The following is a 23,867-nucleotide window of genomic DNA, read 5'->3' as shown; positions in this document are numbered from 1 at the left end:
AAACTGAAATTTATATATCACATTCAATATTTTATTTTGAATTACTTTTTTCCAAACAATGGTAGTGTCTTAAACTTCAATTCAATTTCCTTTCCAAGAAGTATTGAAGGTGTCTGAATTTTATTTAATTTTTTAATCGCACTTAATGCAACATCTTTTCTAATTAAATTAAATAGCGAATCTATCGAAATATCTCCTTTACTCTCTTGCAATCGTTTTAACAAATGATAAGTAAATAACCCATGTTGATTTTGATCGTCAATAACTGAACTTTCATTTCCTGAACTAGAGCTAATTAGAATCATATTTGCTCCTAATTCAGGATTAACAGGTGTTACCGAAATACCTTTTACTGTAGAGATAGGTTCCACTTTCCCCAAACCGCTAAAGCAAGCATCAATTACTAAGGTAATTTTACCGTGTGGTTTAGCAGATAATCTTGACATTAAACTCTTCAATGAAATACCCTGATTGACATTATTTCCACTAATATCTATAGGTATTAAATAGGGTTCTTTTGTTTTTTCATCTGGCATTCCGTGTCCAGAATAATAAATTACAATTTCTTTATCCTTTCCATCAATTTCCATCAATCTTTCAAGACGTGAAATAGCCTGATTCATTGTACCATAGGTGGCATTTCTTAAAAACTCAACATTAGCCTTTTCAAATCCAAACATTTGCGTCAAATAATTAGCAAAAGTTTCGCCGTCTCTAATCGCATAAGGCACATTACTTTCAGCAGACAAATTAGGTTGAAAAGACGAATAATCTTCATTTCCAATCACCAAAGCATAACCATCACTTTTATTTCCAACAGGAATATTTATGTCAACATCACTCAAAGATTTATCTTTATTTTTATCCAAGGAATTAACATCAGTCAAGCCCTTTTTCAATTCAATGATTTTATGAATAATCATCTCAATTTTAATTTTTCTATATTCGGGTCCAAATTGATCAGACTCTTCAGAAAAATGAACATATTTCTTACGGGTACCCTCAAATACATCAGCTGAATTTTCCATAAAATTCCTAACAGAATATGTTCTCAAAAACCCTAATTGGCTATTTAGGGTAATTCCAGCTTCTTGATTTAAATTCAAACCAGATAATTGGCCTTGAAAATAATATGGAAAATTCTTAAATGGACCGTATTCATTACCATATGGCAAAGCATTGTTAATTTTAGATTTATCAGTTGAACCTGTAAGATTAAAAGTAACTTTAGTATTGGGCAATAAATACTCGCCTAATTTTTCCGTAGTTGATTTTACAAAAAAATCAACCAATGTGGTAGCAGCAACTGATTCAAAAATATCGTATTTACCTGCCTTGTAATCTGCTGTTTCCTTTTCAATATTAGCCTTAATTCCTTGTGATAAAAAAACTACGTGAAGATTTAATTCATCTTGTCCTAATGAATCCTTTTCAACTTTCAAATTAGCTTCCACTGTCAATTCAACGTCATTAAGTTTACCTTTAGAACGCAAATTATTCACTAATTCAGATAAACTATTTTTAAATTCTTTTTCTTTGGAGGCAATTTTTTTTGCCATTTCAAGAGAGAACTCCTGTTCAAATACCCCCATTTTCCGTTTATCAGCACTATACCGAATGGTACCGCCTTTTGAATTAATTTCTAAATCGCTTACGGCAAAAGTATTATCTTTTTCAAGTGAAAAATGAATTGATTGAATACTTAACTCTTCCTTTGAATCAACTGGCTTAAGTAATTTAAATTTAACTGTTGGGAAAGGCTTTAGACTAACAGAAAGACTATCATTGATAATTGCAAAATTATAGATATTTGATGATTTTAATTGAGCAAGGCTATCAACCAGTAAAATAGTGTTTTTTTCTACAATATTTTTGACACTCAAACTTGTTACTCGATTATCGTAATCGACTGCTTTTTCACCATTTTTTTGCTTTATAAATTGATTCTTTCTCTCTTCAACCATCTGGCTTACAATTCTTTTATAATTCGGCTCTAAATTAGTCACTTCAGAAATTAAAATTTTAGAATCATTACCAGAAGTAACAATATACCTTTTAGTGTTCAGTAAGTCATCAATCATGCCTACAGATACAGAACCAGTATGAAGTTCCTGAGAGTTAATAATTCTATTCTTTAATAAATCCAAGGTATAAACAAAACCGTCTTCATCACCGATATATGCATAGTGATCTAAAGGATCTAACTCAATTCCTGTGATTGAAGACTTTGAAATTTGAAGTGCTTGTTTAACTTTAGTCAAGTCTTGATTGTAAATGACTAACTGTCCATTAGTAAGACCAACAAATACTTCAAAATTTTTACTATCTGCTTTTATTGAGGTTATACCAGATGACAACTTTACTCGCTCAGAAACATCACCAGTGCTTGGATTGTAGTAATAGATATAATATTCATCAGATAATATTAATTTTTCTAAGTTATTATTCCATTCACCGTCAGTAACAAAATGTGGCAATTCCTTTTTAATCAATTTTATATTCCCTTTCAATATTTCAGTCTCATATAAAGAGCCATCCACTGAAATCACAAAATACTTATCTCCGTATTTATTTGATAGAATTCTTTTTACTTGAATATCCTTTATATTATTTTTATTCTCATGTGACATTAAAAAATTCCAATTATCATAAATGGCTAATTTCTTGTCCAATATCATTAAAGTTTCTCCTCCTAGGGGTGAAACTTTAATAAATGGTAATGTTGAAGTTTCAACAGCTAGTTTGTTATAGTAGTATACACCTTTAGGAGTCCCAAAAAATATTCTATAGCCATTATTAGATTGATTCAAAATAGAGGCGCCTATTTTGTATTCAAGAGCTTTTTCTTGTGAAAAAACAATGGTAACATTTATAAAAAAAACTAAGCCTGTAAAAAATAATCTCATAGATTAAAAAATTAAAAAATTCTTAATTTGCTTAGAACGCTTTGTATAATCTAATTGATTATACCAACTCGCCCACGAATTAAAATCGGTTATTTGTTGAGTTGAAATCGAAACATTTTGGGGATAAGAGACAAATAACAATCCATTTTTCTCTCCTTCTTTATTAGATGTGGTAACATTCCAGTTAAATGACTTTTCTGGCAATGAAATTATTTTATTACTTTCTATAAAATTAGACTGCTGATTATTAAATGGGTACAACAAGGAATATTTACCATCGCCATCAATTAAAAATACCCAGTAATATACTGGATTAGGTGAGCTGATTTTAACAAAAATTGGATCTCCATTTTTATATCGAGAGCTTAATCCTTCTACTAAAAGATTTGTTTTACCTAAAGGTTCAACATCAAATTTCATCACACTTATATCAGCTCGAACACATATATTTACTTCTCCAGTTTCACCCACAGATTGATCAAAAGATCGAATTGTAAATTTCGAAATTTCACCTTTTAGATCTGCAAAAGTCGATTCGTAATATTCATCTTTATCAGAACTAGATCCTTTTTTTACGTCAAAAAATTGATTGGCAGTAATCACCTCACTTATGCCCGCTTCCTGAAGAGCTAATAATTTCACATTAAAAATAGCCGATTTACGAGCTTCTTCAATTGTCTGATTTTGTTGTAATACAGCACATGCCGATAAATTATTTAACCTGACTTCTTTTTGAGAAACCAGGTTAAATGAAATTGACACAAAAAGCAGAAATGCTATTTTATTTTTTAGTTGGAACATCTTTGTCTAATAATGTTCTGAATTTATCATAATCAAGATCGAGTTCTTTTTTCTCAGATGAAGACAATTTATTCATAATTGAAGTAGCCAATGCCTCCTTACTAATTGCTAAAGCTAAATATGTATTATATTGTCCCGTTCGCTTGTCGAAAGCCAATGTTTGACATGCTACCTTAATATCTGATAAAGTTTCATCAACTGTTTCTGAAGTAATAGACTCAAATCTAGACTTGAATTCTTCTTTATTATTAACACTTCGTGAAACCGAATAATCATCGGTCAAAGAACGAATATTAGATCTTATTAATGACGCAATTTCTGTTTTTGCATTCATTAATGCTTTTTTTCTGGAAGTAACTTGATCAACACTTACTCCTTTTCCTGAAGCCATATAATCCTTTTTAGAGGACGTATATTTATCTTCAAAACACGGCAATTCAACTTCTTTTTGCCCTGCAGGTAACTTTGTACCACAGCTATTTAATAACATAGCTGCAATAACTACAAATGAGATTTTAAAAATTAGTTTCATTCTAAAAAATGTTTGGTTCAAATAAATTTAAGAATGTATTAAACTAAACTAAAGCACTAATTATTTAGCGGTATTATATTTTGCAGAACACTCCTAAAATAGATTTTTAACATTATTAAATATGAATAAACTGAGCAGAGCGCGGTAACTAACGCGTCTCTAATTCCGAGAACAAATTCAATCCCGCACCTCCAGCTAAGTAAAGTACTTCCGCTAACACCGCTTGCGTATACAATCCATCTACATCAGAATTTCCGAAAAACTGAAAGTCTGCCAAAATTAATCCAAGGCAAAGTAAGAAATTAGTGATCACAAAAAGTTTAATGGAACCCGTTACTTTAGCCACTTTGAAAGCTTTTAAATAGCCTTCTGTTGCGTAGAAAAAGAAAGGTAATACGAGTAATGATTTGATATTTTTCATGTTGTTATCGTTTTGTTGATGCAAAGTTTCATTTATAGTTCGCCAAAAGTTGGCGACTTACTAAGAGTTTACTAGATTCGTACCACATGAATACGACAGATCGCCTAAAAGAGCTGAATAACTTATTTCTGCGAAAGACTTTTCCTTTGCGCGCGGCAACGGTGAGTGATTATTTCACGGAACATTTTGACCAACTCAGCTATAGCGAACGCAGCTTCAGCCGCGACCTAAAAGCGTTGAAAGAAAAGCTAGCGGAACGCTATCCTAGTTTAGAAGAGACGGAAGGCGATTTAATACGGTATTCAAAATCGGAGAACCGGTTCTATTATATTCGAGATGATATCAGCGCTTTCCCCTCTTTCTCCGAGAAGGAATTAGACCAAATCGCGTCCATCATCGATTTCAACAAACATTTGTTTACGGGGGGCAATGGAAACGGAATTGTGAATAAGTTGCGGGCGATCTCTTTGGAAAACAACCTCACAAAACACAAAGAACTAGCGAACTGGCCGGCTATCGAATTAATCAACGAAGGTGATCGCTCCGGATCTGAACACGTTAAATTTCTAGTAGACGCCATTGCCGGGAAGCAACTCATCGAAATATCGCACAAAGGTTTAACCGCCACCTCTAAAGCAAAAACCGTCACCGGGCTCCCCTTGCTGATAAAGGAATACAACAATGGTTGGTATACAGGCTGGTATGTATTGTTCCAAGAGATTTCAGACCTACATACACGCATTTCGCTTGATAAACTTAGGCTCTTTGCCTTAGATCGAATCGAATCTATTCGACCAATTCAGACGAACTATAAAATCCGAATTCACCCAGATTTTCAACCTTCCGATTTTTTCAAAAACAACTTAGGTCTTTTTAGAGGTACCGGGGCCGCTGAGCGAATCATCATTCAGTTGCGAGAAGATTCTTGGATCAAAGAATATGTCACTAAATACCCGATCCACCCATCACAAAAATCAGTAGATGCCTTACATGTTGAATTATTATTAGAGATTAATCAAGAATTAGAAAACTTTCTACTGCGCTATTCCACTGAATTACACGTAGTGGAGCCTGAACAATTACGAGAAAAGATGCGCGCAAATTTAGCCATTGCTGTATCGCTTTATCAATAAACTGATAATCTGATAGACCGGTATTTGATAACCGAGAAATAGACCTACCTTCGCTTATTACAAAATCAATTAGTGGTTTGGTGTGCATCAAGATGAAAGAATTTTTCTTTCATCTTTTTTTTGATTTAGGAGGCAAGTAGTTTAGCTAAGTCTTTGGCTTTTAATTACAAACCTATTTCCTATACATGAACAACCTACAAAATTCACGCCGGGATTTCCTAAAGAACGCCGGCCTTATCGGAGCTGCAGTAGCTTTCCCTAATATTCTATCGAAATTTTCCGGTGAAAAAGTCAATCTTGCTTGTATCGGTATCGGTAACCAAGGCGGTTTAGACGTGATGTCATTGTACAACACGGGCCTAGCCAATATTGTCGCCCTTTGCGATGTAGACATGGGCGCACCGCAAACGTTAAAAGTGTTAGAGAAATTCCCAGATGTACCTCGCTTCCAAGATTTCCGTCAAATGTTTGACAAAATGGGATCGAAGATCGAGGCCGTTTCCATCGGTGTTCCTGATCATTCTCACTTCCCTATCACGATGATGGCGCTGGGTCTAGGCAAACACGTGTTTGTGGAGAAACCCATGGCGCGTACCTTTAATGAAATCGAATTGATGATGGCAGCGGCGCGCAAGCACCCGAAAGTAGTCACTCAAATGGGTAACCAAGGCCACTCCGAAGGAAATTACTTCCAATTCAAGGCTTGGAAAGAAGCAGGAATTATTAAGGATGTGACGTCGATGACGGCTCACATGAATTCGCCACGTAGATGGCATAGCTGGGATCCAAAGATCACCAAATTTCCGGCAGCTGAAGCGATTCCTTCTTCTTTAGATTGGGATATTTGGCAAGGTGTTGTACAACCACATGAGTACCAAAAAGATTTCGTAAACGGTCAATGGCGTTGCTGGTTTGACTATGGTTTAGGTGCGCTAGGTGACTGGGGTGCTCATATTATGGATACGGCGCATGAGTTTTTGGACTTAGGCTTACCTACAGAAATCAATATGCTACGGGCAGATGGCCACAATAATTTCTTCTACCCGATGTCTTCGACTATTCAATTTAAATTCCCTGAGCGTAAGAATATGCCAGCCATGGATATCACGTGGTATGATGGGGTGAACAATATTCCTCCGGTTCCTGCGAATTACGGAACGAACGAACTAGATCCGAACATTCCACCAGCAGGCAATGGTAAAATCCAGCCAGCTAAACTAAATCCAGGCAAGATTATTTACAGTAAGGATTTAACGTTCAAAGGTGGATCACACGGAAGCACGCTTTCGATTTTAGGCGATGCGGGTAAGGATTTGAAATTACCAGAAGTTCAAGCTAGTCCTTCAAACCACTACGCAAACTTCCTAAAAGCGTGTATGGGTCAAGAAAAGACGCGTTCTCCGTTCGAAATCGCAGGTCCTTTAAGCCAAGTGTTCTCCCTAGGTGTGATGGCCCAAAAATTGAATACGAAATTACAATTCGATCGCAAGACGAAACAAATTACCAACAACTCTCTGGCTAATTCTCTTTTAGTGGGAGCGCCGCCAAGAAAAGGTTGGGAGCAGTACTATAAAATCTAAAATTCAGGCACCACGTCTGGGATGATTAATCTACCAGCTGTGGCCGCTTTGATTTGTTCAATAGAAACCCCGTGGGCGCGCTCTTTCAACAGAAAGCCGCCTTCGGGGTTTATGTCTAATACGGCTAAATCAGTAATGATTCGCGTGACACAGCGCACCCCGGTTAAAGGTAAATCACAAGCAGAGACTAATTTCGATTTTCCATCGGAGGTCAGGTGCAACATCGCCACAATGACTCTATCTGCGGAAGCGACGAGGTCCATCGCCCCTCCCATCCCTTTGACCATTTTGCCCGGCACTTTCCAGTTCGCTAAATCCCCGCGCTCAGAAACCTGCATACCCCCTAAAATCGTCACGTCAATATGGTTGCCACGGATCATCGCAAAACTTTCGGCGGAACTAAATAGAGAACCACCCTTTAAAATTGTAATTGGACGCTTGCTCGCATTAATTAAATCGGGATCTTCTTGACCAGGTTCGGCTAAAGTGCCAATGCCTAATAATCCATTTTCTGATTGCAAAATCACTTTCATTCCTGGCGGAATATGATTCGAGACCCGCGTAGGAATACCGATGCCAAGGTTGACATAATCTCCGTCTTTGATTTCTTTCGCTAAACGGCGGGCAATGATTTCCTTCTGTTCATCTTCTGAATGAGCTAAGGCACCGAATTTTTCAATGGGTTTGACATAGTTTGATCCCTGAAAAATGCGCTGCACATAAATGCCTGGGGTATGGATTTCATTGGGATCTAAGGTTCCCGCGGGTACTAGTTCTTCTACTTCGGCAATCGTGATTTTTCCCGCTGGAGCCATCACCGGATTGAAATTTCGAGAGGTTCCTTTGTAAATCAGGTTGCCTTCGGTGTCGCCTTTCCAAGCTTTAATGAATGCATAATCAGCCGTCAGAGCGGTTTCTAACAGGTATTTTTTGCCTTCAAAAACCCGCACTTCTTTTCCTTCCGCCACTTCTGTTCCTACGCCTGCTGGCGTATAAAAGGCCGGAATCCCCGCGCCTCCGCAGCGAATGCGTTCCGCTAAGGTTCCCTGAGGAACTAATTCCACGGCCAGATGTCCCTCAATAATCAAGTCCTCTAAGAGGTGATTTTCACCCACATAAGAGCAAATGAGTTTTTTAATGGCTCGCGACGCCAGTAATTTACCCAGCCCAAAGCCTTCGATACCCGCCTCATTCGAAATACACGTGATCTCATTTAGGTGGGTGGAAAGCAAGGCATCAATGGCATTTTCTGGAATTCCTGTAAGTCCAAAACCGCCAAAAAACATCGAGGAGCCCGATGTAACATCAAAAATAGCCTCAAAAGCCGATTCGTAAACCTTGTTCATTGGGTTAAATTAAACAGAATATTCTTATCTTGTAGCTGATTAACATCAGGTTTTGGCAATACTAGCACCACTATTCGGCATATTCACCTCCTTTATTCTCTTGTACTACCTAAGTTCATTGAATAGATCTAATACGTTTTTGGCCTTGTTTTTCTTGTGCTGTAATTCGGTATTGATGGTGTATTTTGGGTTGCATTATAGTAAAATCGAGTTTTGGGAGGGCATCTGTTTCGTCCATTTTCTACCACTCTCCTTCTTGCTCGGCCCTGCTTTGTTTTTTTATGTCAAACACACCGTTTCGGAAGATAAGCAACTTCATTTGTCTGATTTAATACATTTGATTCCGGCGATTTTTACGGGATTAGCCACCTTACCTTTCACGACTTTGCCCTTAGCGACAAAGACGGCGATGGCTCACGAGATTGTGAATATCACAGAAGATTATAATTTGAATTTCCAATGGGTCACTTTTGAGCAAATATTATACGGCCGCTCGATCCATTTAATTCTCTATTGCTTTGCATCGATCATTTATTTCCTGTGGAATAAGAAACATTTAATGACAAAATATGGCTCATTGCCATCGAATCATCGCTTGATACAGAAATGGATTTTCTCACTCGTTTTTTTACAATTAGTGATTGCCTCGAATAGTTTAGGCCACATGATTACCATCTATGCTCATAACTATGCGATTTTTGGCATCCCATCAAATATCATTTTCAGTGAGGCTCGTTTCTTTGCGATCTGTGGAGGTGGTTTTTTTGTCCAAAACTTCATTTTGTTTTTATTCCCCAAAATCCTCTACGGTAACGTTTCCTACGAAGTGGAACTCATCGCCGGCACGATCTTGCAAGAAATTAAGTCTAGTTTAGCCAAGAAATCCAGTAGCTTTTATGCCTTTGAAAGGGAATTAGAGGGTTATTTAGCCTCACATCCCTTCGTAAAAAAAGACTTCTCTTTATCGCAGATGTCCTTTGATCTAAAAATGCCAGAGCGATTCCTGTCGAATTACTTTAATAAGGAGATGGAAAAGACCTTTGGAGAATGGAAGAATGACTTGCGCATTGAGTATGCGTGTCAATTAATAGAGGAGGGAAATGCGAAGAAGATCACAATCGAAGCGATTTCTACTGATGCTGGTTTCGTCTCGCGTTCGAAATTTATCGATGCCTTCAAGGCGCGCAAAGGAGTAACCCCTTCTGTATATATCAAAGAAAAGGCAGGAGCCTAAGCCCCCGCCTTTATCCACTTATTTACTTGCCGGCAATAGACCTAATTGAGTCATCAATACCATGTTGTCCATAAAATCTTGCTCTTCAGCAATTTTTCCGTCCTTCATTTTAACGATCGTGCAACCAATTACGTCTACCGATTTTCCTGTTGCAGGAATGCCAAAGAAGTTACCCGTGTGCTTTCCTTTGAACTGCCAGTACTTCACTAATTTGTCGCCATCCGCAAAGATTTCTTTCACGATAAATTGACGCTCCGTGAAACCAGTTACAAAGTTTTCGTAATAGGCTTTGCAATTCGCTTTGCCTTTTACTTCAGGTACAGTATGCAATACCGCATCCTCTACATAAGCTGAGTCCAAGATATTGGTGCGACCTTCATTGATCGCCACTTCCCAAACACGCCCGTAATAAGCTACGTTAGCCTTGCCTACAATGGCATTTTGATCCGCCTCTGACGTGCAAGAGAATAATCCTGCCGCCACACAAAGAGATAGAATAATTTTTTTCATTGTTATTAGTTTTTTAATGTTTGCCAAACCTAGTACATCTCCCCCGCTAATGCTCATTTAGGATGAGCGAATTTGTTCCCTTTTGCGCATTTGGGAACAAATACATTCTCCTTTTCTTTCCACAGACCCTTTTTTCCGCCGTACTTGCTGACCTAATCAAAAAATTAATATCAATGAAAAAATTTGTTCTAGCAGGTGCGATCATCGCATCGACATTCAGTGTCTCGGCACAAACGACAGCAGGTAAAATCTTCTCTGGTCCAGATGCTGGCAAGAGTTTCCAATTTGGTTCTGAGAAAAACAGCCAAATTTTGTTAGACTTCGTCAAAGCTTACAATTCAAAAGATGGAGAAAAAGAACTTTCTTTTTACACCCCAGAAATGGCAAAGAAAAGAGAAGAAATGACGAAAAAATCCATTGCTTACATTAAAACCGTAGAGGATGTGCCTATGGCTATTTTACCGGTTAAGGTACCTGGTTCAAACGAAGAAATCGTGATGTTGCAATCGGTAGAAACACGGGTAGCTAACAATGGTTCTAAGGAAACACTTAACTTGTTTGAGTTATTCAGATTTAACAAAGACGGAAAAATTTCGAGTTTCACACAATATGGTTCAATTCCCAAAACCAATGAATATGGTCAAACTTCAGGTGGAAAATTTATCACAGCTGATCCTAATAATGAGGTAAATGGCAGAGCATTCCAATTCTCAAATCGCGGTGAGATTGAAGCTATGGAGAAATTCAACAAAGCCTATAATGCGATGGATGTAGCAACAGTTTTAACATTCTTCGCTGAAAAGGTAAAAATCACTGACTTTGATGGCAACAAATTAGAGTTGACGAAAAAAGACCTTAGCCAAATGATGGAAGGTTATACTTCACTAGACTGGAAATTTACAAGCATTATTCCTGTTAAGATCGCCTATACGGATCCAGTTTCAGGTGTATTTGTAACTTCTACAGAGAAGCGTGTTTCTAAGGATGGTTCTGTTTGGAACAAATCGTTAGTTGAAATTTTCCAATTTGATTTAAACGGAAAAATTTCTGGTATTGATCAATATTCTCAAGGGAGAAAATAATCCTAAATGACAATTTTAAAGAGGCCGAAGGACATTGTTCTTCGGCCTTTTATTTTACCTTTGATAGTATCATATGATACTATCATGAAGCCGCCCTATACTATTACCGCCTCCATACTGAATTTAGTGGTTTCGATTTCCCAGAAGATAGGGGAAGCCTCCGCACATTATTTGGACAAACAATCTCCTAAATTGAGGAAGGAGAATCGAATAAAAACGATTCAGGCGACCCTAGGCATCGAGGGTAATTCGCTGAGTGAATCACAGGTACAAGCAATCGACGAAGGTAAAGTATTAATTGGTTTTGAAAGAGATCAAAAAGAAGTCCAAAATGCGCTTGCTTTATATGAGCGTTGGAACGAGTTTAACCCGGTAAAAAGCGATTCACTTTTAAGCGCACATCGTATTTTAATGCAAGGTCTGGTGACAAATCCGGGGGAATACCGCAATAGATCCGTGGGAATCACTAAAGGAAAAACCCTTACACATATTGCTCCGCCTGCAGATCGTGTTCCGTTTCTAATGAACGACCTTTTTGACTTTGTTTCAAATGATCCTGATCCACTGCTGATTAAAAGCTGTGTATTTCATTATGAATTCGAGTTTATTCATCCTTTTATAGATGGGAATGGTCGGATGGGGAGATTTTGGCAATCTGTCATCTTATCTAAATCGCATCCTATTTTCGAGTTCTTGCCTTTTGAAACGATTATAGCTTCCTCTCAAACCGACTATTACCTAGCACTCGCCCAAAGTGACGCTTGTGGACAATCCACTCCGTTTATTGAATATATGTTAGGGGTTTTGGACAAATCCTTAGCACAATTATTAAATACGACTAACGTGGTTCTATCTGAGACGGAACGCATAGAATACTTTATTTTTATAGGAATGAAGGACTTCTCCCGCAAAGATTACCAGCGCGTTTTTAAAAATCTATCAACGGCTACGGCTAGTAGAGATTTGAAAAAGGGAGTATCTCTTCAGTTGTTTTCCACCTATGGAGAAAGAAATGCCACACGCTATCGCGTCTTATTTTAACCGCTGTTTCCTGAAACTCGACGGAGACTCCCCTGTCCATTTCTTGAAGATCCGGTTGAAATAGGAAAGACTTTCGAAGCCGGATTCGAAGCAGGTTTCGGTCACATTCTTGTCTTGAATCAAGAGTTTCTTCGCGTATTGGACGCGGTATTGATTCACGAAATCGGTGTAAGTTAGTTTCGTCGTTTTCTTAAAATAACGGCAAAAGGCCGAAAGAGAAAGGTTGACTTCGTTCGCGATTTGCTGGGTGTCGATGGTTTTTTGGAAATTTGCTTCGACGAATTGATGGATGCGGTGCATCCGTTCTTGTTGTTTGAGGATGGTTTGGCTGGAAATGGGGCGAACATCGAGGTCCACATATTCGTCTGATTCTGCCAAAAAATGGAAGATGCTCATCAACTCCATAAACTGATGAAATCGATCTAAATGTTCCAATTTTTTCAACCGTACACCGGCAATCCGCTTCGTTTCACCCGTAAAAGCCAATCCCGTTTTCGCCCGTTCCATCAGATCTACGACCTTTTTTAATTCTGGAATTCGAACCAATCCACCTTCAAAATAGGTCTCCGGAAACTGAATCACGACCGTCTCCACCGTTGCCTTTACGCCATAATCAAAATTCAAGTGGGGAATATAGGATCCGATTAAGGCCAAATCACATCCTTCATAAGTCGAGATATGTTCTCCAATGTGGCGAATTCCTTTATCTGCCTCTACATACACCAATTCGATTTCAGGGTGGAAATGCCAATAGAAAACTTCATTCAATTTAGGGGTCAACAGGAACCTAAACGAACTATCACTATCCGGCAGAATTTGCTCTAAATTCAATTTCATTTGCCTAAAATAGGTAAATACGAAAATAAAATATCAATACAGTGCAAATAATTATCAATAGAGCAGAAAAAAAGGTACTTCATGAACTCTACCTTTGGCCTATAAATTAATCACCTATGAAAACAGACATCCCAAACAACGGCCACTACGATATTCCCGGCAATCCCTCCACTGCAAAGAGCAGTGCGGTTAAATTAAACGATCGTTCGAATGGCGAGCCACTTCGTGTATTAAGCGAAGAGGATTGGGCGTTTTGGAAACACAATGGCTATGTCGTGATTAAGCAGGCGGTTCCTAGAGAACAAGCTTTGAAGACTGCGGCATTCTTGTATGAATTTGAAGAGAAAGATCCGAATGATTCCTCCACTTGGTATACGGCGCCACGGGCTGAAATGAAGATGAAAGAGCTGGCGAACACGGGAATGGTGGAATGTTATAATAGCCAATTGCAATGGGATAATCGCTCGGAACAGCGGGTCTATGATGCCTTTGCTGATATTTGGGGGACGGAGAAATTGTGGGTGACCATCGATCGCGCGAATTTGAATTTTCCTATTCGTCCAGGACACGAATACAAAGCTTTTATTCACTGGGATTACGATCCGGAGACGAAGCCGGTAAACGTCCAAGGAGTTTTGGCCTTAGCAGATCAATTAGACGAGAATATGGGAGGCTTCCAATGTATTCCAGAATTATTCCGCAACTACAATACGTGGAAATTAACACAACCAGAGGACCGCAATCGCTTCCTACCTGATACGACCGGCTTTACCCCTACTAAAGTCAAATTAGAAGCAGGAGACCTCTTGATTTTCAATAGTTTGCAACCTCACGGAATCCGAGCGAATAATAGCGACAAAGTACGCTGTGCCCAATATATCTCGATGATGCCAGCGGAGGAAGATAACGATTCATTGCGGGATTGGCGCGTAAACTCGTGGCGAGATCGCATTGCTCCTGAAGGCTATGCCTTTCCAGGTGATCCGCGCAAATGGGAACAAACAAAATACGAAACAGCTAGCCTAAATGAACTAGGTAAAAAGATTCTAGGTTTAGATCGCTGGTAAAAACAGCAAAATAATTCTTACATTAGAGCATGAAAAAACTGCTCCTTCTTTTCGCCTTAATCAGCTTTAGCACCACCGCGCAAATCGCTGAGAAAGTAAAATCCATGAAAGCCCACACGGGTTATTTCAACTTCTACTACGATGAGTCGAATGACAAGATCTTTTTAGAAGTCAAAAAGCTGAATGAGGAGTTTTTATATACCTATTCCCTAGCGCAAGGCGTGGGAAATAATGACCTCGGATTAGACCGCGGACAACTAGGAAACGAGCAAGTGGTCTTCTTTGAAAAACAAGGAAACAAAATATTCTTAGTTCAGCCGAATACCCTATACCGGGCAAATACGAGCAATGCTTTGGAGAAATTATCCGTGCAACAAGCTTTCGCTAAGTCCGTGTTATATGGTTTTAAAATCGAAAGCGCTTCGGATGGAGCCTATTTAATCGACATAACTGATTTCCTGATGCAAGACGCACATGGCGTATTAAAGCGCTTAACGCAGGCAAAGCAAGGGTCGTATAGTTTAGATAAGTCCAAAAGCTCTTTGGCCTTAGACCGCACTAAATCATTCCCTAAAAACACGGAATTCGAGGCGCGCCTGACTTTTGCAGGCAATGGAACAGGGGCAGAAGTGCGCTCCGTAGTACCAAATGCGGATTACGTGACGGTGGTGGAACACCATTCTTTTATCGAATTACCGGACAATAAGTACGAACCGCGCTTGTTTGATCCACGTTCAGGAGCAAACGCGATCTCTTTCCAAGATTATTCATCCCCAGTGAATGAGGTGGTATTAAAGCAGTGGATTACGCGCCATCGGTTGGAGAAAAAAGGCCCTAAAGCAGCAGTCAGCGAGGCAGTTAAACCCATCATTTATTACTTAGACAATGGCACCCCAGAACCGGTCCGCTCTGCTTTAATGGAGGGTGGTCGCTGGTGGAACCAGGCATTCGAGGCTATCGGATATAAAGACGCATTCCAAGTCAAATTACTACCAGAGGACGCGGACCCGATGGATGTACGCTACCACGTCATCCAATGGGTGCACCGTTCTACACGGGGATGGAGTTACGGCGCATCGATTACAGACCCAAGAACGGGGGAAATTATGAAAGGTCATGTAAGTTTAGGGAGCCTTAGAATCCGCCAAGATTTCTTGATCGCACAGGCGTTAATGAACGCGCCATTTGCGACTGACGGATCTGCGAATGGGCCTATGATGGCGATGTCTTTGGCCCGGATCAGACAACTGGCGGCGCATGAAATAGGCCATACGCTTGGTTTTGCCCATAATTATGCAGCGAGTGCACGGGAGAATTCGAGCGTCATGGATTATCCTCATCCACAGATTGATTTCAAAGGGGATCAAATGGATTTCAGCCACGCCTATGATACGAAAATTGGAGATTGGGACAAAGTATCGGTTGATTACGCTTATGGTGATCACAAAACGACTGCTGAATTAAATCAAGTGATAGATAAAGCATATGCCAAAGGCCTTCGCTTCATCACCGACTCCGATGCCCGTAACCCGGGTGGGGCACACATTTATGCACACCTTTGGGACAATGGAAAAACGATTGTAGACGAACTAGATCACATTTTGCAAGTTCGAAAAAAAGCAATAGCTAATTTCGCCGTTCACAACATACGCCCGAACGAAACCTATTCTCACCTAGAAGACGTCTTCGTTCCCTTGTATTTCTTGCACCGCTACCAAACAGAAGCGACTACGAAAATTATAGGCGGTTCTGAATACAATTATGCGGTGAGAGGAGGAAAGGAATTAGTTTTAGAGCCAGCTTCAATTGCCTTACAAACACAAGCTTTAAAAGCGGTGACCCAGACTTTGGACGCGCGCACACTAGCGATTCCTAAGGATAAATTAGCACTCTTCCCTCCACGCGCTTTCAACAATGACCGGACGCGCGAATCGTTTAAAGGCAAGACCGGCATCACCTTCGATCCGATGGGCGCAGTAGAATCTGCTGCAGATTTTACCTTGGACTTCTTATTGCACCCAGACCGCTTATCGCGATTAGCCGGAAATAAAGCGGTGAATGCGCAGCAATTAGGCGTTTCTGAGACCTTGAGTACCTTATTAAATGCGACTCTTTACACGGCACACACCGATCCCTATTTGCAAGCCACTCAAGAGACCATCAACTTCAAAGTGGTTTCTTCTTTATTGAATGTGTTAAATGCGCCTTCTATATCGCCTTTAGCGGCAGCAGAAGTCGCTGAGTCAGTGAAAGGAATTCGATTCCTGTACAGCAAAAAGTCAGGCGCTTTCGCAAGCTATCTTGTTCAAACAATCGATCAATTCAAAGCGAATCCAGCGGATTGGAAACCGATGCAGACGCCCGCGATTCCGGATGGAGCGCCGATTGGGATGGATTGTTTCGAATAGGCTGTACTCGTTTGAACACATTTGGCCCCATTTGGCCAAAGGATGTATCCTGCGGTTAGCGTAGCTTTATTCCATAGAAATTAAAACGCTATGGAAACAAAACACTATCTCTGCAAAAGTCCTTTTTACGTTTTATTAATGGGAAAAGAAGGTCGCGAAATTAGCGTCCGAAATGGGATGATCGAGGTGTATTCCCTCCGATTATTTCGTTGGAAAAAGCTAGTAAACACCTTCCCTGTTCATGATGTCGTTCAAGTTCGGAACATCGAAAATCTCGTTCTAACGGACACCTTCATCGCCCTCACGAAAAATCGTTTTTGTTCGCTTCGGCATTTACGACCTAAGGAAGCTTTTGGGTTTAAGAGTTATTTGGCGATGATGCTTTAAACCACTATATAAATCGATAAAAGCAACAAAGCAATCCCCAGTAATTTTAAGGCCTTTAATTTTTCGCGGTAAAGGATTTGGCCAAAAATCATCGTAAGAACAAGTTGTGATTTACTGACAAAGATGATTTGCGTAATCGAAGCTGTTTTATAGGCTATATTTAATAAAATAGAGCCCAGCATAATGCATAATGCCAAAATGCGGATGGGAGCCTGTGGGATTTGCTGCCATTTTTGCTTTTGGAAAAGAAGAAAAACTCCTACACAGAGGGTCACACACAATTCTAGCAGAAAGGAAAACGGGATTACCCCGAGCCAGGCGACAGGATACTTAAATAGGGCATAGGATACACCCCAAAAGAAGGAAGCCAAAATACTCCCTCCCAAAGCCTTCAAAAAAGAGCTTATCGAACTAAAATGCCAATCACTTTGGAAGAGTAAAAAAACACCTCCCACGACGCAAATAGATGCAATCGAATAGGCAATTCCCCATGCCTCTCCTAAAAATAAGACTGCGGTCAATATACCGAATAAGTTAATCGATGAAATAGGGGCTACTAGAGAGACTTCTTCCGTTTTCAAGGAGCGGACAAAAAAATACAGGCCAAACGAACTAAAAAAGCACAAACCGCTACTCATCGCCAGTTCCACGGCCGTAAATACTGGGCGCTCACCTAACCAAGGTGTGAAAATACCCCACTGAAAATCAGCAAAATAACAAAGACCAAAAAACGAAGTGGTATACAAGCCTCTACTAAAAATGACTTGCAAAAAGGGGGCGTCCTGAATCGCTTTTTTCCAATAGGCATTGCTAAAGCCATAAAAAGCCGAACTGAAAAGAATATACAAAAAACCTAACATCCTGCTTCTATAATGGCTACTTGCTGATTTACCCAGCCTTTATCACAACTATAAATGTACAGCAGATTGATTTGACTCATCGCTGAGCGCGCCTGCACTTTATTGCCTTTCAGGATAAAATACCGGGCTTTTAACAAATACATTTTATTGAGATTATGCTTCTCTGGAAACGAAAAATTAATCAATAAATCGTCCACTTCAAATCCCTCAATAAAATCAAAAACACTTAAATCCTGCTGATACACTTCCAATAATCGATAGAAAAAGACCAAAAAAGAAAGTTTAGACGAGAAGTCCTGCAATCCATTAAAAAATTGATGAGCCGTTTCTGATTTTGATTCTAAGATATAATCCCAGGCAGCTATTCGACCTTTTAAATTAGGGTGCATTCCCTCCTGGAAAGCATTTTTACTCAACGCTAAATGCCGTTTAGCACCAGGTATGTCCTGTAGCTCGAAGGCTAACTGGCATAACATCAGATTTTTAAATACCGGCATATCCTCTACTAAATCCTCTGAAGTAGCTAAGAGCCATTTACCATAATAACCTTGTAAGCAATCCTCCTCTACAAATAGTTGCAATAGGATTCGCTGTGCCAGTTCATTCGTCTTCAATAAGCCAGCGACATAGTTGATGACTGCTTCGTTGTTTTGGCAACTTTGTACGTAGATGGATTGAAAGGACACGTAGAGTCGCCAAGTTACATCCTCGCTATTCGTATCAAACGGGAGTTCGAATATCTGCGTTAACAAATCGAAATTTTTGACTTCTAAACAAAGGTCAATGATCGATTTAAACTGGTACACCTCATCCCAGGTCTTCATCTGAAATTGCTGAACAATTCCTAAAATAATCTGATCATCTTTTCGATTTCCAAGGCGATTTAAAATGAGCATTTCGTTGAAAAAATCTTTTTCAAATTGATTCACCGCCTGCTGAAAGGCGGTAAAATCCGAGTAGCCCATTCCTCTAGAGAGGCTATCTAAGGTGAATCGAGAGGCATTCGTAGGTCCTTTGATTATGCCAAAAAGTCTCCTCAAGGTATTGTATGAAATGGAAATTTTTCCTTTTTTCTCCAGCTCCTCACTTAGTTTTTGGCAAGAATAGGCATCTATTACCTGTATACCATAGACTTCTTGGATGATTTTAATCAACCACTTTTTTTCGTGAAAACTGATAGGTACAGATGCGGGCATATTTTAGAACAGATACCACGAAATATACGATTAAATTCATTCAAGCCAAATTTGGAATTTCAACGAACGTTGAAATGAATCTATTTGGACTCATTTGGACAAATGTTGAACATTCGCCCTATTAACAAGTTCTTGACCTTCCTTCTCATCAAAAGGCCCAATCTGCTGATGAGGCCACATTTTTTCATGGATTAAATAGGGCCTTAAATAGGCGAATGCCTTCCCTAAACTAGCCCCTGAAGGACTTTCATAGTGCCAAAGATCCACCTTTATTTTATCTGCCAAATCCGCTAACAGGAAAAAACCAGTCAGGTTCATCACGCAATAGCCCAATGATTTAGTCCGAGCTATTTCGAAGGGTTGTGATCCGTCTGGCTTGATTTGAGATTCGATGCGTTTTTTAGTGAATCTGAGCTGTTTTTTAGCTAGGTCATTCTTGCCTACAAACAAGGCATAATTCACCACTTGCACATCAAAATAAGTGCCGTGATTATTGTGTTCATCTGCCTCATCTAATCCGATAGGACTTTCTAAAAGCCAGGTCAAATAATCGCTAAACCAGGCTTTCAAGGCGGCGTGTTTTTCAGATGTCCAAGTCTTCGAAGCACGCAATCGCGTAGCAGCATCCGTAATTTTATATAATAAACGGGTTTCGATGATTCCAATTCCACGGCCTGTGTTGATGCCGGGAATGCCTTGTCCAAAATTCAAGTGTGGAGTCTGACGCGTAGCTGGATCTAAAAACCAAGCTTCCATTAATCGCGAAGCAAAGCGAGCATATTTTTCGTCTTTTGTTTGTTCAAAGGCTTTGGTCAACAAAACGACATCGTCCGTCATTAAATCCATCTCTTCCGAATCTGAAATCAAATCAATCTCCGGATTTCGAACGCCATCACGTCGAATGTAGGGCTTACCCTCTTTTTTCGTCGTATCCGGCCACCAATAAGGGCCTTGACTCATGTAATCGTGCTTGTCTCCGCTGGGGGGAATTTGGCGTTTATCCATGACGGAATAGACACGGGCATTTTGCAGTAAAATATCCGCTTTTTGTACAAGTGAGGATTGTGCAAAAACAGTTGATGCCCAAATGGTTAGAACAACAAGTAATCCATTTTTCATTGATTGAATTTTATCTATTAAAGACACGAATAATTTATATCTAATCAAAATCACTTGTTCCCTTTTGCGCAAAAGGGAACAAAGTAAAAATTTTAATCCAAGCAGACAATTACTAAAATGGTATTTTTGGTCATAACCAAAACTCACCCAAAATGAAAAAAATACTCTTACTTTTCGTCACCTGCCTTGCAATGACAGCTAATGCCCAAAACAAAAAAGAATGCGAAGACCTAGTTAACGCAGAAAAACACGTGGCGGACAACATCAAAATGTATACAGCTACCTGGGATAAAATCTTTAACCAGCGGGATATCGATCAAGTGAACGAGCAAAATTTTTCTACGGATGTTGTTTTAATAGGCCAAAAAGAAAATATCAGATCAAAAGGTATTGAGGGTTTTAAAAAATCTTTCAATTACTATCTAACCACTTTTTCTAATATCAAATTTACGTTCATCGATGTTTGGGGACATGGAGATAAACTCGTGAAACACTGGAATTTTAAAGGAACACATACCGCCACAGGAAAACCGATGGACTTATCTGGTGTTACCTTAGTCAAAATGAAAGATGGAAAAATAATCGAAGAACAAGATTTCGATGACAACTTATCTTATAATCAACAATTAGGCCATTTCTTAGTCAAATAACCATGAAAAAACTGATTCTATTATTATTCCTCGCGCTCAATGCCTTCGCGCAAAACTTACCCACTGGTGATCCGATTCAAGCCGGATTATCGAAAGAAGGATTACAACGTATAGAGACTTTTTTAGCCTCCCAAAGCGAAAAGCAAATCATCCCCGGGTCCATCGGCATGGTGGTTCGCCATGGGAAAGTGGTGTATAAAAAAGCCTTTGGCAAAGCAAACCTAGAAACAGGCGAGTCTATGCGCACGGATCATTTGTTTAGAATGGCCAGCATGACTAAAATCATCACTGGAGTGGCTGGCTTGAAATTATTCGAGCGCGGGCTTTTTACGATGGATACTCCATTAGAAACTATCCTTCCAGAATTCGCCAACATGCAGATTTTAGTGGGATACGACACGCTAGCGCACAAATTCATCACACGTCCTGCGAAGAACAAGATTCTGATGAAGCATATTTTCACGCACACATCTGGGATTGCTTATCCCCCATTTTCCAATTTGGGACGTGAAGGATATTTAAACGCGAAAGTGACGATCGCCTTTCCTAAAGCGAATACGAAATTAACTTTAGCAGATATCGCTCAAACTACCGCCAAATTACCTTTAGTGCACGAACCAGGAGAAAGCTGGAACTATGGTATGAACTTTGAGGTACTCGGTCGCGTCATTGAGGTGCTGGATGGCCGCACTTTTGCAGACTTTTTACGTCAAGAGATTTTTGCCCCATTAAAAATGTCTCGCACATTTGTGGGCGTTCCATCCAATGAATGGAAAAATATGGCTCAAGTGTATACACAAGATAAAACAGGTAAAAAGAGTGTTTACACGGACGAAGTAGGGAAAAAACTGCTAGGTTTTTCTACTGAGATGACGATGGATTATTATAAAAATACCAATACGCCTTTAGCCATGGGTGGAACAGATATCATCAGTAATGTGGATGATTATGCGCGTTTCTTCCAAATGTTATTGAACTATGGGGAACTTGACGGCGCACGCATTTTGAGCAAAAAGACGGTGGAAATGATTGAAAAACCATTATTCGACGTAGCCACTAAAGATGGAGTTGCTTTAGGAGTAACCGGACGTTCTCAATTCAAGGCAGGCGTTACTGTTTATGTCTATCCAGAAGAGCAAGCGAAGTTTGAAACGATTTCGGCGGGATCTTACTTCTGGAAAGGCTATTTTGGGACCCAGTTTTGGATCGATAGAAAGGAAGATATGTTTGCTTTGATTTTCTTCCAGCTTGCTCCAGAGCCTACCCGTTTTAATGAAAAATTCAGACACCTCGTTTGGGGAAGTATTGCTAAATAAAACAAAATCATGAAAAAACTATTCACTCTTTTATTCGCTCTCGTTGCTCTACAAGCAACTGCCCAAACGGCACAACCAGCAACGCTTCACGGCTCTGTGGCCTATGATATTCCCTCTAAATTCATCAAAAGCAACATTCGGGTTTCCGTTTCTGTACCTATGGGATATGACCCGAAAGCAGATACAAAATACCCTGTACTTTATGTATTAGATGGCTTTTATTCTTTCCCATTGATGCACGAAATGCACAAGATGATGGCTGGAGAAATCGAACCAGCCATTATCGTGGGGATTGGTGACGATCGCATAAGTCTTCCGGAATGGATTATTCAACGTTACCCTATCCTGAGTTTTGACAATGTGGCCTATGAGGATTCTTTCCACGTGGCAATGGCATTACGTGGCGCTCCGGTGAAATTGCATTCTGGAGATGGCGCTTTGTATTACGATGCGATCAAAAAAGAGGTCATCCCTTTCATCGAGGCGAATTACAAAACTTCTACTGACCGCGGTTTAACGGGGCACTCGTTAAGTTCCTTGTTTGCTAGCCATGTCTTATTTAAAGATCCAGGTTATTTCTCCAAAGTAGGTATCAACAGCGCTCCCCTATTCGTCAATGACGATGAAACGATGCGTTTAGAGAAAGAATTTTATGCTTCGAAAAAAACGTTACGAGGAAAAATATTCATTTCTGCATCGTCTTTGGAAGGCAAAAACCTTTTCGAGAAAAGAGCTTTGAATTTAGCTACCGCATTGAAAAGCAGAAACTACCCAGGGCTAACGGTGAAACACCATGTGTTCCAAGATGAAAGTCATGTATCAGAAATAGGTGCCCTAACCGGCAAAATTCTCTATTTCTTCTATGGTCTCCCAGTCGATCGAACACTGGGAAAGGGCCATAAGGCAGACAAATAGCAAAAAAGGCTCACCATCATCCGGTGAGCCTTTTTTATTTAATCGTATTTTCTATCGCCAGCACTTTCTTCGCCTGCTCATAGTATTTACTTTCGACCAGAATGTAATCTGTATCGAACGTGCTCACACAAAACAAGGGGATTTTATTATCTGCCAAAGTCTTCGACAAAGCGGCTAATATACCGGTTATCGAAAAGTCCAATGGACCCTCGATCTTAAAGCCCTTCCAATTCTCTGCCTTCTTAATTCCAGCAGGAGCAAAACGTTGATCTACCACGATGGATAATTCATCACTTGTTTTCGAGATGGAATAGAACGAACCTTGATAAGCCCAGTCGGGCACTTTCGAGTCAGGAGCTAAACGGCAAACCGCGTAGGAATCTGGCATGAGGGAAAGGGTGAGGTTGCGCTTTTGGGCATGTGCGAAAAAGCAAACAAACAGAAGGAGTAGTGTTTTTTTCATATGCCAAAGAACAGCAATTAGATCCAGAATATCTTTCGAAGTCCCGCGAACTTGTTCCCTTTG

22 protein-coding genes are annotated in these 23,867 nt (G+C 39.7%); 11 read left to right on the top strand and 11 right to left on the bottom strand.

Features of this window, described 5'->3' with window-relative positions; translation table 11 throughout:
* Nucleotides 1-41 precede the first annotated feature (41 nt).
* From SKC35_RS10320 to SKC35_RS10305, 4 genes are all read right to left on the bottom strand, one after another.
* On the bottom strand, nucleotides 42-2,906 hold the full coding sequence (locus SKC35_RS10320; RefSeq protein ID WP_377979288.1) for a caspase family protein: 2,865 nt from the start codon (nucleotides 2,904-2,906) through the stop codon (nucleotides 42-44).
* A 3-nt stretch (nucleotides 2,907-2,909) separates the two neighbouring features.
* Nucleotides 2,910-3,707 carry a DUF4384 domain-containing protein gene (locus SKC35_RS10315; RefSeq protein WP_377979287.1) on the bottom strand — a complete coding sequence of 266 codons (798 nt, stop codon included), beginning with the start codon at nucleotides 3,705-3,707 and terminating at the stop codon, nucleotides 2,910-2,912.
* The gene (locus SKC35_RS10310) at nucleotides 3,688-4,239 is read right to left on the bottom strand and encodes a hypothetical protein (RefSeq protein ID WP_377979286.1); all 552 of its coding nucleotides are present in this window, start codon (nucleotides 4,237-4,239) and stop codon (nucleotides 3,688-3,690) included. The genes SKC35_RS10315 and SKC35_RS10310 overlap by 20 nt, the downstream gene beginning before the upstream one ends.
* 148 nt (nucleotides 4,240-4,387) lie before the next feature.
* The gene (locus SKC35_RS10305; RefSeq protein WP_252624131.1) at nucleotides 4,388-4,660 is read right to left on the bottom strand and encodes a hypothetical protein; all 273 of its coding nucleotides are present in this window, start codon (nucleotides 4,658-4,660) and stop codon (nucleotides 4,388-4,390) included.
* An 86-nt stretch (nucleotides 4,661-4,746) separates the two neighbouring features.
* On the opposite strand from SKC35_RS10305, the gene SKC35_RS10300 reads away from it, so the two are divergent.
* Both SKC35_RS10300 and SKC35_RS10295 read left to right on the top strand, forming a co-directional pair.
* Nucleotides 4,747-5,793: a helix-turn-helix transcriptional regulator gene (locus SKC35_RS10300; protein WP_377979285.1), complete on the top strand. Its 1,047-nt coding sequence runs from the start codon at nucleotides 4,747-4,749 to the stop codon at nucleotides 5,791-5,793.
* A gap of 185 nt (nucleotides 5,794-5,978) precedes the next feature.
* Entirely contained in the window at nucleotides 5,979-7,373 is a 1,395-nt protein-coding gene (locus SKC35_RS10295) for a Gfo/Idh/MocA family oxidoreductase (protein ID WP_377979284.1), read from the top strand.
* Here SKC35_RS10295 and SKC35_RS10290 read toward each other — a convergent pair.
* On the bottom strand, nucleotides 7,370-8,719 hold the full coding sequence (locus SKC35_RS10290; protein ID WP_377979283.1) for a 3-oxoacid CoA-transferase: 1,350 nt from the start codon (nucleotides 8,717-8,719) through the stop codon (nucleotides 7,370-7,372). The genes SKC35_RS10295 and SKC35_RS10290 overlap by 4 nt on opposite strands.
* Nucleotides 8,720-8,771: 52 nt before the next feature.
* Between SKC35_RS10290 and SKC35_RS10285 the strand changes: the two genes are divergently transcribed.
* On the top strand, nucleotides 8,772-9,953 hold the full coding sequence (locus tag SKC35_RS10285) for a helix-turn-helix domain-containing protein (protein ID WP_377979282.1): 1,182 nt from the start codon (nucleotides 8,772-8,774) through the stop codon (nucleotides 9,951-9,953).
* Nucleotides 9,954-9,971: 18 nt separating this feature from the next.
* On the opposite strand, the gene SKC35_RS10280 is transcribed toward SKC35_RS10285, so the two are convergent.
* Complete coding sequence (locus SKC35_RS10280; RefSeq protein ID WP_223131307.1) at nucleotides 9,972-10,463, bottom strand: ester cyclase; 492 nt, start codon at nucleotides 10,461-10,463, stop codon at nucleotides 9,972-9,974.
* A gap of 173 nt (nucleotides 10,464-10,636) precedes the next feature.
* Between SKC35_RS10280 and SKC35_RS10275 the strand changes: the two genes are divergently transcribed.
* Both SKC35_RS10275 and SKC35_RS10270 read left to right on the top strand, forming a co-directional pair.
* The gene (locus SKC35_RS10275; protein ID WP_377979281.1) at nucleotides 10,637-11,545 is read left to right on the top strand and encodes a nuclear transport factor 2-like protein; all 909 of its coding nucleotides are present in this window, start codon (nucleotides 10,637-10,639) and stop codon (nucleotides 11,543-11,545) included.
* Nucleotides 11,546-11,629: 84 nt separating this feature from the next.
* Nucleotides 11,630-12,586 carry a Fic family protein gene (locus SKC35_RS10270; RefSeq protein ID WP_377979280.1) on the top strand — a complete coding sequence of 319 codons (957 nt, stop codon included), beginning with the start codon at nucleotides 11,630-11,632 and terminating at the stop codon, nucleotides 12,584-12,586.
* On the opposite strand, the gene SKC35_RS10265 is transcribed toward SKC35_RS10270, so the two are convergent.
* Nucleotides 12,578-13,423, bottom strand: coding sequence for a helix-turn-helix domain-containing protein (locus SKC35_RS10265; protein ID WP_377979279.1), 846 nt, complete (start codon nucleotides 13,421-13,423; stop codon nucleotides 12,578-12,580). The two genes, SKC35_RS10270 and SKC35_RS10265, sit on opposite strands and share 9 nt — an antisense overlap.
* Before the next feature lie 116 nt (nucleotides 13,424-13,539).
* On the opposite strand from SKC35_RS10265, the gene SKC35_RS10260 reads away from it, so the two are divergent.
* From SKC35_RS10260 to SKC35_RS10250, 3 genes are all read left to right on the top strand, one after another.
* The gene (locus tag SKC35_RS10260; protein WP_377979278.1) at nucleotides 13,540-14,490 is read left to right on the top strand and encodes a phytanoyl-CoA dioxygenase family protein; all 951 of its coding nucleotides are present in this window, start codon (nucleotides 13,540-13,542) and stop codon (nucleotides 14,488-14,490) included.
* A 29-nt stretch (nucleotides 14,491-14,519) separates the two neighbouring features.
* Nucleotides 14,520-16,898: a zinc-dependent metalloprotease gene (locus SKC35_RS10255; RefSeq protein ID WP_377979277.1), complete on the top strand. Its 2,379-nt coding sequence runs from the start codon at nucleotides 14,520-14,522 to the stop codon at nucleotides 16,896-16,898.
* Between the two features lie 90 nt (nucleotides 16,899-16,988).
* Complete coding sequence (locus SKC35_RS10250; RefSeq protein ID WP_377979276.1) at nucleotides 16,989-17,285, top strand: hypothetical protein; 297 nt, start codon at nucleotides 16,989-16,991, stop codon at nucleotides 17,283-17,285.
* Here SKC35_RS10250 and SKC35_RS10245 read toward each other — a convergent pair.
* The 3 genes from SKC35_RS10245 to SKC35_RS10235 form a co-directional block, all read right to left on the bottom strand.
* Entirely contained in the window at nucleotides 17,282-18,145 is an 864-nt protein-coding gene (locus SKC35_RS10245) for an EamA family transporter (protein ID WP_377979275.1), read from the bottom strand. The genes SKC35_RS10250 and SKC35_RS10245 overlap by 4 nt on opposite strands.
* The gene (locus SKC35_RS10240) at nucleotides 18,139-19,341 is read right to left on the bottom strand and encodes a hypothetical protein (RefSeq protein WP_377979274.1); all 1,203 of its coding nucleotides are present in this window, start codon (nucleotides 19,339-19,341) and stop codon (nucleotides 18,139-18,141) included. The genes SKC35_RS10245 and SKC35_RS10240 overlap by 7 nt, the downstream gene beginning before the upstream one ends.
* Nucleotides 19,342-19,431: 90 nt before the next feature.
* Entirely contained in the window at nucleotides 19,432-20,460 is a 1,029-nt protein-coding gene (locus tag SKC35_RS10235; RefSeq protein WP_377979273.1) for an alginate lyase family protein, read from the bottom strand.
* A gap of 152 nt (nucleotides 20,461-20,612) precedes the next feature.
* Here SKC35_RS10235 and SKC35_RS10230 point away from each other — a divergent pair, with 152 nt between their 5' ends.
* Genes SKC35_RS10230 through SKC35_RS10220 form a run of 3 tightly spaced genes read left to right on the top strand, consistent with a single transcriptional unit; the run spans nucleotide 20,613 to nucleotide 23,341 of the window.
* Complete coding sequence (locus tag SKC35_RS10230; RefSeq protein WP_377979272.1) at nucleotides 20,613-21,110, top strand: ester cyclase; 498 nt, start codon at nucleotides 20,613-20,615, stop codon at nucleotides 21,108-21,110.
* Nucleotides 21,111-21,112: 2 nt separating this feature from the next.
* Nucleotides 21,113-22,426, top strand: coding sequence for a serine hydrolase domain-containing protein (locus SKC35_RS10225; protein ID WP_377979271.1), 1,314 nt, complete (start codon nucleotides 21,113-21,115; stop codon nucleotides 22,424-22,426).
* Between the two features lie 9 nt (nucleotides 22,427-22,435).
* Nucleotides 22,436-23,341 carry an alpha/beta hydrolase gene (locus SKC35_RS10220; RefSeq protein ID WP_377979270.1) on the top strand — a complete coding sequence of 302 codons (906 nt, stop codon included), beginning with the start codon at nucleotides 22,436-22,438 and terminating at the stop codon, nucleotides 23,339-23,341.
* Nucleotides 23,342-23,375: 34 nt separating this feature from the next.
* On the opposite strand, the gene SKC35_RS10215 is transcribed toward SKC35_RS10220, so the two are convergent.
* Entirely contained in the window at nucleotides 23,376-23,729 is a 354-nt protein-coding gene (locus SKC35_RS10215; RefSeq protein ID WP_377979269.1) for an ACT domain-containing protein, read from the bottom strand.
* Nucleotides 23,730-23,867 lie beyond the last annotated feature (138 nt).

Origin of the sequence: Aquirufa originis (assembly GCF_042714495.1) — a bacterium.
GTDB lineage: Bacteria > Bacteroidota > Bacteroidia > Cytophagales > Spirosomataceae > Aquirufa > Aquirufa originis.
The sequence above is the reverse complement of the archived record's forward strand: the minus strand, read 5'-3'. Positions and strand labels throughout refer to the sequence as shown.